This window comes from Actinomadura chokoriensis, assembly GCF_041463665.1.
Classification (GTDB): Bacteria; Actinomycetota; Actinomycetes; order Streptosporangiales; family Streptosporangiaceae; genus Spirillospora; species Spirillospora chokoriensis_A.
On sequence record NZ_JAXCEJ010000015.1, the window covers coordinates 66,109 to 79,043 of the forward strand.

A 12,935-nucleotide genomic window follows, 5' to 3' on the forward strand; every position below is an offset into this window, starting at 1 on the left:
CAGGTTCTCCGGACGATAAGGACTTTGATCATGGAGCTCGACCACGATTTCACCGTCCCCGTACCGGTGGATCAGGCCTGGTCGGTGCTGCTCGACGTGGAGCGGGTCGCGGCCTGCATGCCGGGCGCGACGCTCGACGCGGTCGAGGGCGAGGAGTACTCGGGGCGGATGAAGGTGAAGGTCGGCGCGATGACCATCACCTACCGCGGCACCGCGCGGATCGTGTCGGCGGACGAGTCGGCCCGGGTCGTGACGCTGGAGGCGTCGGCGAAGGAGGCACGCGGCTCCGGCACGGCGTCGGCGACGGTGCAGGCGAGGCTGCACGCGCAGGACGACGGCACGACGCGGGTGACCGTGCACACCAAGCTGAACGTGACGGGACGCCCGGCGCAGTTCGGCCGCAACATCCTGTCCGAGGTCGGCTCGAAGATCATTTCGCGGTTCGCGAAGGCGCTGGCGACCGAGCTGGAGTCGTCCGGTGAGACGGCCGAGGGCCCGGCCCCCGGCGCGCCCGCCGAGAGCGCCGAGACGCCCGCCGAGAGCCCTGCGGAACCCGCTGAGAGCCCCGCGAAGCTCGCCGAGGAGCCCGCCGAGGCGGTGCTGCCCGGGGAGGGGCAGGCCGACAAGCCCGGCCCGGTCAAGGCCACGGGGGAGGCCGTCGCGAGGGCCGAGGCGGCCGTTCCCGCCGCCGCTCCGGAGCGGCCCGCACGGCGGCCGCTGCACGTGGCGGACGAGGACGACGCGATCGACCTGCTGGAGGTCGCGGGGCCGTCCGTCGTCAAGCGCGCCGTCCCGGCCGCCGGCGGCCTGGTCGCGCTGCTGCTGGTCATCCGGTTCCTCGTCCGGCGCCGCCGGAAGCGCTGACGCCCGGCGGGGGTCAAACGCGGGTCAACGATCCGCCCGCGGACGGCGGCGACGGTGGAACGGGCCGCCGCCGATGCCGTCGGCTTGTCGCGTGGACACCATCGAGCTTCAGCGGATCGCGCGGATCGAGAACGACAACTGGTGGTACCGCGAGCGGCGGGAGACCCTGTCCGCGGAGCTGCTGCGGTTCAGCGCGCCCGGCACCGCCGTCGACATAGGCGCCGCGTCCGGGACGGGCTGCCGGGTGCTCGCCGAGCACGGATGGCGTGCGACGGGCATCGACCTGAGCCCGGACGCAGTGGCGCTGGCGCGCGCGCACGGCGTCGAGGCGTACGAGGGTGACGCCCGCTTCCTGCCGCTTCCGCCGTGCGAGTACGACCTGGCGCTGGCGCTGCACGTCCTGGAGCACGTCGAGGACGACGCGCGGGCGGCGGCGGAGATCACCCGGGTGCTGCGGCCCGGCGGGATCGCGCTGGTGTCCGTGCCGTGCGACATGGCGCTGTGGTCGGCGCACGACGTGGCGCTCGGCCGCGTCCGCCGCTACACCCGCCGCGCGCTCGTCGAACTGGTCGAGGGCGCCGGGCTGGTGGTGGAGGCGGTGTGGAGCAGGGGCGTGCTGCTCCGTCCGCTCCTGCGCCGGCTCAGGCATCGGACGGCGCGCCGCGAGGACCTGGCCCCGCTGCATCCGCTCGCCAACGAGGCGCTGCGCGCGTACGCCGCGCTGGAGCGGCGCCTGCCGGTGTCCGGATGGCCGGGCGTGTGGCTGTTCGCACGGGCCCGCCGTCCGGGCTGACCCGCACACGGCTGACCTGCGTTCGGCTCGCGCTGCGTCCGGCTGACGTTCAGCGGAAGACCCGGTCGACCACCCTGGCGGCCGCCTGGCCGTCGTCGTACGGGCAGTACTTCACGAAGAACCTGTCGTAGGCGTCGGCGTACCGCTGCTCGTTGTCCGGTGCTGCCTTGACCTCTTTGGCGACCGCCGCCGATGTCGTCACGACGGGTCCGGGTGCCTCCGCCTCCAGGTCGAAGTAGAAGCCGCGCACATGGTCGCGGTACCGCTGCAGATCGTAGGTGAACAAGACGATGGGCCGCCCTAGGACGGCGTAGTCGAACATCGCGGACGAGTAGTCCGTGACGAGGACGTCCGCCGCCATGTAGAGCTCGGCGATGTCGGGGTAACGGGAGACGTCGATGACGAAGTCGTCCGTCACCGTGCGGGCCTTGTCGGTGACGAGGTGGTGCGTCCGCAGAAGGAGGATGTGGTCGTCGCCAAGGGCCTGCCGCATGGTCTCCACATCGAGCTCCAGCGAGAAGCCCTGCCTGCCGGGGCCGTGGCGCCGGTCGTCTCGCCATGTCGGCGCGTAGAGGACGACCTTCTTGCCGTCGGGGATCCCCAGGCACTTGCGTATGCGCGACCCGACGCTCTCCCATTCGGGGGTGCTCAGGATGTCGTTGCGTGGATACCCGGCCTCCAGGATCTCTCCGTCGTACCGGAACGCGCGGCGCATGATCTGGGTGGCGTACGGGCTCGGGGACAGCAGCAGATCCCATCGCCGCACCTCCCACTCCAGCCAGTCCTGGCGTTCGGTGCGCTGGTAGGGCATGTCCCGGAGGTCGTGGGCGAGACGCTTCAGCGGGGTGCCGTGCCAGGTCTGGACGTAGGTCTGGCCGTCGCGCTTGAAGTACCAGGGCGGAAGCCCGCGGTTGGTGACGATGTGCCGTGCGCGCGCGAGAACGCGATAGTGCTCGCGGCTTCCGGCCAGAACCGTCCTGGTCTTCACATCCGTCGTGAGGTCGACCGAGAACTGGCCGTCCTGGGTGATCCAGACGCATTCCATCTCGGGGCCGCGCCGGGCGAGTTCCTCGTAGATGGCCCTCGGGCTACAGCCGTACTGCGTCCCGTCGTAGCTGTCGAAGACGGCGATGTCCGCCAGCGGGCTTCGCAGATAAACCGGGTAGTCGCGCTGCTGGAGCAGCACTTGCGCGTGGCAGCCTCGCTCATCGTCGCCCAGGGCGGGACGGCTGTGCAGCGTCAACGCGTCGATCTGGTGTACGCCGACCTCGAATTCGTGCATTCCGACACGTCGCCGGTCGGGCAGCGCCGAGATCGCCTCGCGCTCGACGACGACCGCGACTTCCCCGGAACGCGCGCGCGCCAGCACGTCCCATGTTCCGCTGCTCAACGGCAGGTCCGTCCCGAACACGGCCATGGTCGCGGGTGTGCAGGTGGCGGTGAAGCGGTGCTGTTCCCACGTGACGGGGATGCGGTGCTCGTCGCCCGACCGGCGGCGCCGCAGGACGAAGTGGTCGGGCCGGTCGGCGGGGTCGGCGAAGTCGCCGGTCAGGGTGAGCAGCCCACCGGCGTCCCATTCGGCCGCGCGGACGACCGGACGGAAGCTGCGCTCGACGGCCCGCAGGTTGCCGAACGCCGTCCGGGTGAGCGCCAGCTCCCTGCCTTCTCCGGCCGCCGCGGGCAGGGCGAACCGGACGGGCCTGACGTTGCTCGCGGCGGTGAGCCGCAGCGGGCCGCCCTCGCCGGTCAGCCGGATGTCCCAGTCGATGACGTCGCGCAGGTGCGTCTGGTGGGGCGCGGGGACGTCCCGTATGGACGTCAGGAACTCCAGCGGGAGCCGCGCCGTGAAGTCGAAGCCCGTGCCCTCCGCCATGCGCATGACGGCCGACTGGCGCAACATCACCTGGCCGCGGATCTCCTCTCCCCCGTGCCGGCGGGCCGCGACCATGGCGGCGCCCGCGCCGAGGGCCCGGCGCGTCCAGCCGGCCAGTACCAGGGTGTCCCCGTCGCGCCGGATCCGGGTGAGGACGGCCGTGGCCCGCTTGACGTGGACGACGAACGCGTCGTCGTCACCGGCCGCCGGCTGGACCGCCACGTGCTCGTCCACCTGGCGCGCCGCCGTCCACCGCACGGCCGGAGCCGTCGCGGTCAGCCGCTGCACCGCTCTGCGCCCGGCCGTGGACACCTCGGCGAACAGATCGTAGGTCGCCGTCCGCCATTCGTCGCCGTCCAGCAGGTACTCGGGCTCCACGCGCACGATGAACCCGGACCAGTCGTAGGAGACGCGCGACTGCCCGGAACGTGCCGTGACCTCAGGGCAGCGGGTCCGTTCGACGGGCAGCCGGATCTCCCTGCCGGTCTTGGCGTCCCGCATCCACACCCGGATGCGGGAATCGACGTCCGCCGACACGTCGAACCGGTCGAAGTAGGCGTGGCCCTCGACGATGAGGGTGTCGACGTCCCACTCGACACGGTCGACGTCCGCCCACAGGCCGATCTCGTCGGTGACGTCGTACACGTCCTCGGGAATGGCACGTTCCACATCGTCGAAGAAGGGGTAGCGGGCGTACCAGCGTGCGCGGAGCCGCCCCCTGGGCACGATCGGGACATCCTGGAGCCCGGCCTCCTCGAAGCGGAGCACTTCGAGCAGTTCGGGCACCATGCGCTCGCGGAGCAGATACAGCTCCAGGCGCCTGATCGCCTCCAGCCCGTCCGCGGCCGAACGGTCGGCGTCAGCGACGATATCCGCCCCCAGATCGACCAGGCGTTCGCGCTCCTCCCAGGTGGCGGCGGGCAACGCGAGCATCAGCTCGCGCACGTCCAGGTCCAGCGCGTACATGTCGTGGACGGCCAGAAGCTCCGGTTCATAATCGTGAACGAGGTTCCGGACGGCCGCGAGGAGCGCCATCCGGGCGGTGATGTGGGCAGGGTCGGGACGGAGCCGTGTCGCCGTCCCGGAGCGGTCACGCCAGTAGTAGACGGTGGTGTCCAGGACATCCACGACGGTGGCCAGGAGCTGGGTCTGCACGGCGACCAGGGCGTCCTGGTCCGTCCCCAGTTCGATGCGGTGCTCGTCCCAGAACGAACGCCGGTACACCTTGTTCCAGAGCGTCCGGTCTTGCAGGAGGGTGGGGCGACGGGTGACGTGCGTGGACCTCACCGTCTCCGCGTAGGGCTCGCGGTGCAGCGGCGACTGCCAGACCTGGTCCCCGTCCAGACACATGACGTTTCCGCCGGCCAGGTCTGATCCGGTCGAATCCAGGGTCCTGACCATCAGCTCGTAGGCGTAGGGCGGTAGCGCGTCCTCGCCGTCCACGAAAGCCAGGTACCTGCTCTTGGCCTGTTCCACACCGGCGTCACCGGCGGACATACCGGGACCCGGCTGGAGCAGCGTGAAACGGTCGTCGCGCCTGGCGAACTCCGTCGCGACGGACGCGCCGCCGTCGTCGGAGCCGTCGTCCACCATGAGCACCTCGACATCGCGCAGGGTCTGCCCTGCGAGCGATTCCAGGCACTCGGCCAGCCGGCCACCGGTGTTGCGGAACGGGACGACGATGCTGATCTGCGGGGACACGAGCGACTCCGTGATGGGGATGAGCGAGGTTTACGTGGAGCTGGTCAATGACCGGGTTGGAGGAGCCGATCGAGCACGCGGGAGGCGGCATGGCCGTCGTCGTGCGGGCAGTAGCGGGCGGCGAAGGCGGCGCGGGCGTCCCGGAACCCGGCGTCCAGCGCGGCCGGGTCGCGCAACGCGTCGACGACCTCCCGCGACGTGCTCAGCAGCGGCCCCGGGGCCTCCGCGTCGAAGTCGAAGTAGAAGCCGCGCACGTGGTCGCGGTAACGCTCCAGGTCGTAGGTGAAGAACACCATCGGGCGGCCGGTGACGGCGAAGTCGAACATGGAGGACGAGTAGTCCGTCACGAGCACGTCGCTGATCAGGAAGAGCTCGGAGATGTCGGGGTAGACGGACACGTCCATCACGCAATCGCCCGGGCGCAGCTTCGGCCGGTCGGTCACGAGATAGTGCGTGCGCAGGAGCAGGACGTGGTCGCGGCCCAGCGCCGCCCTGAACCGGTCGATGTCGAGTTCAAGGCGGAAGGCGCGCTTGCCGATGGCGTGGTGGAAGTCGTCCCGCCAGGTCGGCGCGTACAGAACGACCCGCTTGCCCTCGGGGATGCCCAGGCGCCGCCTGACCGCCGCCGCGATCTCGTGCCGGTGCGGGCTGCTCAGGACGTCGTTGCGGGGATAGCCGCTTTCGAGGACGTCCCCGTGGTAGCCGAACGCCCGCCGGAACAGCGGCACGGAGAACGAGTTCTGCGCGAGGAGCAGATCCCACTGGGGGACGTCGTACTCCATCCAGTCGACACCCTCGGTGCGCTTGTAGGGCATCTCCTTGACGTCGTGGCCAAGCTTCTTCAGCGGCGTCCCATGCCAGCACTGCACGTATGTCTGGTCGTCGCGTTTGGTGAACCATTCCTGCTGCGACCAGTTGCCGAAGACGAAGCGCGCGCGGGCGAGAGCCTCGTAGTGCTCCCGCGTGCCCACCAGAACAGTGCGGGCACCGGTCGGCTTACCGAACTGGCCGTTCTCGGTGACCCAGACACACTCCAGGTTGGTTCCGCGCCGTCGAAGCTCGTCATAGATGCCGCGCGGGTTGCACGAGTACTGGCGTCCCCGGTACGCGTCGAACACCGCGAGGTCGCGAACGGGCAGGTTGAGGTGGCGCCGGTAGTGGCCTGACCGTATGCGGCTCTGCGCGTAGGCTCCGCGCTCGTCGTCGTCCAGGGCCGTCTCGATCCGCAGCATCAACTGGTCGGTCTTGTGCGCGCGGACGGTGACGCGGTGCAGGCCCGCCTCAAAGGGTTCGGGCAGATCGCGGAGGGTGTGGCGCCTGACGAGGACCGGTTGTTCCTGTCCGCCGATGGTCGTGAGGACGTCCCAACGGCCGGCCACCAAGGGACGGGACAGGCCGAGCACGGGCATGCGCGCGGGAGAGAACTTCGCGGTGAAACGGTCGCCCTCCCAGAGCAACGCGACGGTGTGCTCCTCGGACGACCGTCGTCGCCGGAGGAACAGGGAGTCGGGCAGTCCGGCGCGGCCGGTGCACGTCCCGGCCAGATGCAGGGCACCGTCGGACTTCCAGGACACCTCGTCGAGGACGAGGGCCCGCCCGCGCACGACGATCCGCAGCGTGCTCCGCCTGGTCCTCGCGATCTCCAGCTCTCCGCCGGGGACGGGGAACGCGGACCCGGCCGCGTCCTCGTCCAGGTAGGGGCGGACGCCGTCGGGCAGGCAGACCTCCCAGTCGCCCTGGCGCCGCACCAGCCCGGCCGCGGGCAGCCTGGCCCGGAATCTCTCGCCGCCGGCCCGTTCGACCGGGCCGGTCACCGTCGCCCGGCCCGCCTTCGGCGTGGCCGTGACGCGCGGCTCGTCCCCGAACGGGACGCGGCTCCAGCCGTCCAGGCACAGCTCGCCGCCCTCCAGACGGCACCCGACGACCGCCGCCGGCGTCCGCCGCACCTGCACGACGAACCGGCTCCGCGCCGCCACGCCCTGGACGAGGACGCCCGGCGCGCACTCCCGGTCGTCCGGCCACTGCAGGCCGGTGAGGCGCGGGTTGGCGAGCGTGGAGCGCCGCCGCAGCCCCCGGTTGACGATCTCCACGCACGGGACCCAGTCGACGTCCCGCCAGCGTCCGAACATCTTCAGCGCGGCCGGGTCGATCTCCGCGACGAACCCGGACCAGTCGTAGGAGACCGTCGACTGCCGCGACCGGGCGGTCACGTCCGGCCGGCGGACCCGGCTCACCGGGACGCGCATGAGGCCGCGCCGGTTCGACGCCACCAGCCACAGCCTGATGCGCGAGCCGTCCTCGCTGGAGGAGTCCAGGTGCCGGATGTAGGCGTGCCCCTCGATGCGGAGCCGCCCGTCCACCCAGGAGGCCCGGTCGACCGCCGCGACCGGCCCCAGCTCGTCGGTCACGTCGTACACGTGCGCCGGGACGGCCAGCTCCTCGTCCTCGAAGAACGGGAACTCCGCGTACCAGCGGTGCCGCAGCCCGCGCCGGACCCGCGGCGCGTCCGCCACCCGCCGGAACCGAACGAACCGCAGGACTTCCAGCAACTCCGGCAGCATCCGGCGGCAGAGCAGGTGCAGTTGCAGGCGCGTCATCGCGGGCATCCGCTTCACCACGCGCGGGCTGATGCGCCGCGCCAGCGCGGCGCCCATGGCGAGGAGTTCCTCACGGTGCTCGTCCTGCGTCCTAGGGAGGGCCTCGAAAAGGACGCGCAGCTCGATCGGGACAAGGGCGTACTCGTCGTAGGCGTTCAGCAGGTGCGGCGCGTAGTCGGCCAGGCCTTCCCGCAGCAAGCGTGCCGATGCCATGCGCTGGTTGAGGTTGTCCCAGTCATAGCGTTCCTCGGTGATGGACCCGGGCCGCTTGCGCCAGTAGTAGACCGTCTCGCTCAGGACGTCCACGGACCGGGCCAGCGCGTGCGCGCGCGCCGTGACGGGAGGGTCCTCGTAGAAGCCCCTGGGGAATTCCAGGCCGACCTTGTCCCAGAACCCGCGCCGGTACACCTTGTTCCACGGCGTACGGTCGCGCATGAGGACCGGCTTGGACGACACATGCGTCCGCGAACAGGGCTCGGTGAACACACCGTCATGCAGAGGCGACTGCCATTTGCGGTCCGCGTCCATACGTTCGACGTTGCCCGAAGCCATGTCGGAACCCGTCCGGTCAAGCGAACCGACCAACCGCGCGTAGGCGTCCAGCTCCACGATGTCGTCGGCGTCGGCGAACGCCAGGTACTTGCCCCTCGCCTGCCGCACCCCCGCGTTGCGCGCGGGCCCAGGGCCCTCCTGCTCGCGCGGGAACAGCCGGAACCGCTGGTCGCGCGCGCACACCTCCTTGGCGATCACCGCGCTGTTGTCGGTGGACCCGTCGTCCACCAGGACCACCTCAAGGTCGCGCAGCGTCTGACGGGCCAGCGACTCCAGGCACTCCCGGAAGTACTCCTCGGTGTTGTGGAACGGCACGACGACGCTGAGCTTCGGGGACATGGGGCCTCCTTCTCGCCCACAGAGCATGATGACGCCGCGCGAGCATCTGAACGCGCATCGCTATTGCCAGCCCGTCCCCTGACGCAGACTTGACCTCGCCTGGCCGCGATTTACCGGCGCGTTAAGGTCAGGCCCGGCGGATGCCCGGCGCCACCCCGGACTCGGCGACGGCGACGCGGACGCTCTCGGCGAGCGCCTCGAACTCGTCCGCCCGGGGGGACGTCGCCCGGAAGCCGAGGCCGATCCTGCGGAACGGCGCCGGCGACGCGAACCGGTGCAGGCCGAGGTTCGGCGCCCGGCGCGTCTCCACCGGCAGCGCGGTCTCCGGGACGAGCGTCACGCCGAGCCCGCCCGACACGAGCTGGACCAGCGTCGCCAGGCTCGTCGCGTACGTCGCCGCGGCGGTGCGCGCGCCCACGTCCCGGCAGATCTCCAGAGCCTGGTCGCGCAGGCAGTGCCCCTTGTTGAGCAGGAGGACGTCCATGTCGTTCAGCGCCTCGCGCGCGATCTCCTCGTCGCCCAGCTCGAACCCGGCGGGCGCGACGAGCACGAAGTCCTCGTCGTACAGGACGATCTCCGTGACCCCGGCCGCGGGGACGGGCAGCGCCAGCAGCACCACGTCCAGCCGTCCGGCGAGCAGCTCCGCCACGACGTGCTCGGTCTGCTCCTCGTGCACCGACAACTCCAGGTCGGGGTACTCCTTGGCGAGCCTCGGCAGGACGATGGGCAGCAGATATGGCGCGACGGTCGGAATCACCCCGACCCTGAGCGGACCCACCAGCAGACCTTGGACGGCCTTGACCTCGTCTACCAGGCGATCCAGTTCCGCTAGGACGACCTCCGCGCGCCGTGCGACCTGCTCACCGGCGGGCGTCAGCAGAACCTTCCGGGTCGTCCGCTCGACGAGCCGTGTTCCCAGGTTCTCTTCGAGCGCGGCCACCGCGCCGGACAGCGCGGGCTGGCTCATGCGCAGCGCGGCGGCGGCGTCCCGGAAGTGCAGATGCTCGGCGAGCGCCAGGAACGCCCGCAACTGAGCCATCGTCGGTCTGCTGATCGCCATCTCGACCGAACGGTACCGAACGACCGTCACAGATCGTGATGCATCGCTGGTCAAGCCCCGGTGGGATTCACCACAACGTGCAATTCACCACAGCCTTGACCACAGGATCGCCCTACAAGAGGGGCAGCCGATCAGGGTGCGGGATGGGGGCGCCCGGTTCGGCGACCCGGCCGGTGAAGGTGCCGTGGAATCCGAACGGGAGGTGGTGCTTCAGCTGGAGCGTCGCGACACGTTCCAAGCCGCGGGCGTCCAGGATGGTGAGCTGCGAGCGGTGCTCTGCGGCGAGATACACCACGGCCAGCACCCACCCGTCGTCCTCGGCGGCATCCGGCGTGCGGGGAACGAAGATGGGTTCGCCCACATACGTGTCCGGCCCCATCTCGTGGACGTCCGTGCGGCCGTTGTCGTTGTCGACCTTCACGACGCTGTCGTACTCGCCACTGGGGCCCGTCCGTCCGGTCATGTAGGTGTACCTGTGCGGGCGGGTGGAGCGGCGCCAGTCGTACTGCGGGAACTCGCCGGGGGTGTCGGACAGCTGCGTCTCGATCACGCGGCCCGCCGGGGTGATCCGGTACCGCATGAGCCTGCTGGGCGGCAGGTCCGTGAAGCGGGTGCGGAACTCCGACAGGTCGCGTCTGATCGCGGCGAAGTCGTCCAGCAGCACCAGGTCGACGACGGTGTCGGTGCCGTCCTCGAACGCGTTCGCCACATGGACGTGGACGAGCGCGTCATGTTCCACGATCCGCGCGGGGCCGCCGTTGCGCGGGACGAGCACGAACCGCGTCCCCTTCTCCGGACGATGCTGGATCGCGTCGAAAACGGGGGCGCCGCTCAGCATGGTGCGGAGGTCGAACATGTACGGGTCCAGGACGAACACCATGTGCTGGGTCGTGAGCGCCACATCGTGGTTCCACGGCATGTTCAGCATGCGGACCTTGGCGAGCCGCTGCATCCGGCCGCGCCGGTCGACCTTCCAGCAGTTGATGGCGGGCAGCGGTGAGAAGTCCTGGCCGAAGTTGAACATCTCCCCGGTCGCGGGGTCCCACTTGGGGTGGGCGGAGAACGACTTGAGCGCCCCGCGCAGCCGGCCGTCGAAGTCGTAGGTGCCGAGGGTTTCCAGGGTGTCCGGGTCGAGGCGGTACGGGGGGCCGCCCTCCCATAGGGCCAGCAGCCGGTCGGCGTGCAGCGCGACCCCGGTGTTGGCGACGTTGGCGGGCCCTTTCGCCTTCGCGAAGTTGGCCCAGAACCCGCCCGGGACGGCCGTCCCCACACCGGGCTTGCGGGCGTGCCCGGCGACCATGCCGTCCTGGAACTGCGGCGTCCGGACGTACCGGTTGCGGAACCGGACCTCGCGGCCGTCGAAGCTGAACTGGGAGACCATCCCGTCGCCGTCGAACAGGTGGTGCAGCAGCGTGCGGCCGACCTCCCACTTGCCGGGGCCGATGCGGTACAGCGTCCCGGTGAGGCCGGACGGAAGCTCGCCGTCGATCTCGTCGACGACGTAGTCGTGCTCGTGCATCAGCGGGGCGAAGATCTTCCCCATGTCCGGTGCGGTCTGCAAGGGCACGGCGGCCTCCCGATCTGGACACAGACGTCGCCAGAAACGTAAGTTCAAACTTACCCTCGCGTCAATCGCCGTCTCCGGGGCCGCCCGACCGCGCCCGGGGGCTGCGCGGCCAGCTACAATTTGCGCGCTACGCAGCGTTAAGCGGGTTTTAGGGCGATTCTGTGTGATTTACGTCTACCGAACGGCCCTCCCACATTCCCTGCCGCCATGTCGGCGCAGGTCAGCGCGATCTCTCAAGGATTGATAGGCAGCCCCTATCGCATTCTTGGGATCTATCGATTTCTCTTTTCGATCGAGGCGCGGCACTCTGAGTGACATCGGCCGCCGAGGCGGAGACCCCGCGGCCTCCTGCGCCTCCTCATGTGGAGGCGACCCTTTCTCATGACGAAGGAGCATGCGTGCTTACTGTCGGTGACCAGTTCCCCGAGTACGAGCTCACCGCCTGCGTCTCGCTGGACGCCGAGAACGCGTTCGAGACGATCAACCACAAGTCCTACGAGGGCAAGTGGCGGGTCGTGTTCTTCTGGCCCAAGGACTTCACCTTCGTGTGTCCGACCGAGATCGCCGAGTTCGGCCGTCTCAACGAGGACTTCGCCGACCGCGACGCGCAGGTGCTCGGCGCGTCCGTCGACAACGAGTTCGTCCACTTCGCCTGGCGCAAGGACCACCCGGACCTGCGCGAGATCCCGTTCCCGATGCTGTCCGACCTCAAGCGCGAGCTGAGCGAGGCCCTCGGCATCCTCACCGAGGACGGCGTGGCGCAGCGGGCGACGTTCATCGTCGACCCCAACAACGAGATCCAGTTCGCCATGGTGACCGCCGGCTCCGTGGGCCGGAACGTCAAGGAGGTCCTGCGGGTCCTCGACGCGCTGCAGAGCGACGAGCTGTGCCCCTGCAACTGGAACAAGGGCGAGGACACCCTCGACGCCACCGAGCTGCTGGCCGGCGCCTGATCCGCCGAGATCGTTCACGGCCGGCCGCGACGCGCGGCCGGCCGTTCGCAGGAAAGGACGCATGATCATGAGCGTTGACGCGCTGAAGAGCGCCCTCCCGGGCTACGCCAAGGACACCAAGCTCAACCTGGGCTCGCTGACCTCCACCTCCGCGCTCACCGAGCAGCAGCTGTGGGGGACGGTCCTCGCCTGCGCCCTCGCCACGCGCAGCGCCGTCGTCATCCGGGAACTGGCCGAGGAGGCGGGCGACTACCTGTCCGCCGAGGCGTTCGCGGCGGCCAAGGGCGCCGCGTCGATCATGGCGATGAACAACGTGTACTACCGCGCCACCCACCTGATCGGGGACGAGACGTACGCGACGCTGCCCGCCAAGCTGCGGATGTCGATCATCGGCAAGCCCGGGGTGGACAAGGTCGACTTCGAGCTGTGGTCGCTGGCCGTGTCCGCGATCAACGGGTGCGGGCGGTGCCTGGAGTCGCACGAGAAGGTCGTCCGCGAGGGCGGACTGTCGCGCGAGCTCGTCCAGGAGGCGCTGCGGATCGCCGCCGTCGTCAACGCGACCGCCGCGACGCTGGAGGCCGAGGCCGCCCTGGCGCCCGCCACCGTCTGACCTGCGCGAAGACCGCGGCCGTCGCT

8 protein-coding genes are annotated in these 12,935 nt (G+C 70.2%); 4 read left to right on the forward strand and 4 right to left on the reverse strand.

Annotated features, from left to right (window positions below):
- Positions 1-30: 30 nt before the first annotated feature.
- Complete coding sequence (locus tag SM418_RS22665) at positions 31-864, forward strand: SRPBCC family protein (RefSeq protein WP_371942895.1); 834 nt, start codon at positions 31-33, stop codon at positions 862-864.
- Between the two features lie 91 nt (positions 865-955).
- Positions 956-1,657 carry a class I SAM-dependent methyltransferase gene (locus SM418_RS22670; RefSeq protein WP_371942896.1) on the forward strand — a complete coding sequence of 234 codons (702 nt, stop codon included), beginning with the start codon at positions 956-958 and terminating at the stop codon, positions 1,655-1,657.
- Positions 1,658-1,706: 49 nt separating this feature from the next.
- Here the strand turns inward: SM418_RS22670 and SM418_RS22675 are convergent, their stop codons facing one another.
- The 4 genes from SM418_RS22675 to SM418_RS22690 form a co-directional block, all read right to left on the reverse strand.
- Positions 1,707-5,231: a bifunctional glycosyltransferase/CDP-glycerol:glycerophosphate glycerophosphotransferase gene (locus SM418_RS22675; RefSeq protein WP_371942897.1), complete on the reverse strand. Its 3,525-nt coding sequence runs from the start codon at positions 5,229-5,231 to the stop codon at positions 1,707-1,709.
- Positions 5,232-5,275: 44 nt separating this feature from the next.
- Positions 5,276-8,719, reverse strand: a complete 3,444-nt coding sequence (locus SM418_RS22680; protein ID WP_371942898.1) for a bifunctional glycosyltransferase/CDP-glycerol:glycerophosphate glycerophosphotransferase — start codon at positions 8,717-8,719, stop codon at positions 5,276-5,278.
- Between the two features lie 127 nt (positions 8,720-8,846).
- Positions 8,847-9,779 carry a LysR substrate-binding domain-containing protein gene (locus SM418_RS22685; protein ID WP_371942899.1) on the reverse strand — a complete coding sequence of 311 codons (933 nt, stop codon included), beginning with the start codon at positions 9,777-9,779 and terminating at the stop codon, positions 8,847-8,849.
- A gap of 112 nt (positions 9,780-9,891) precedes the next feature.
- Positions 9,892-11,346 carry a carotenoid oxygenase family protein gene (locus tag SM418_RS22690; RefSeq protein WP_371942900.1) on the reverse strand — a complete coding sequence of 485 codons (1,455 nt, stop codon included), beginning with the start codon at positions 11,344-11,346 and terminating at the stop codon, positions 9,892-9,894.
- 398 nt (positions 11,347-11,744) lie between these two features.
- Here SM418_RS22690 and SM418_RS22695 point away from each other — a divergent pair, with 398 nt between their 5' ends.
- Positions 11,745-12,299 carry a peroxiredoxin gene (locus SM418_RS22695; protein ID WP_371942901.1) on the forward strand — a complete coding sequence of 185 codons (555 nt, stop codon included), beginning with the start codon at positions 11,745-11,747 and terminating at the stop codon, positions 12,297-12,299.
- A gap of 67 nt (positions 12,300-12,366) precedes the next feature.
- Positions 12,367-12,909 carry an alkylhydroperoxidase, AhpD family gene (gene ahpD, locus SM418_RS22700; RefSeq protein ID WP_371942902.1) on the forward strand — a complete coding sequence of 181 codons (543 nt, stop codon included), beginning with the start codon at positions 12,367-12,369 and terminating at the stop codon, positions 12,907-12,909.
- Positions 12,910-12,935: the final 26 nt, after the last annotated feature.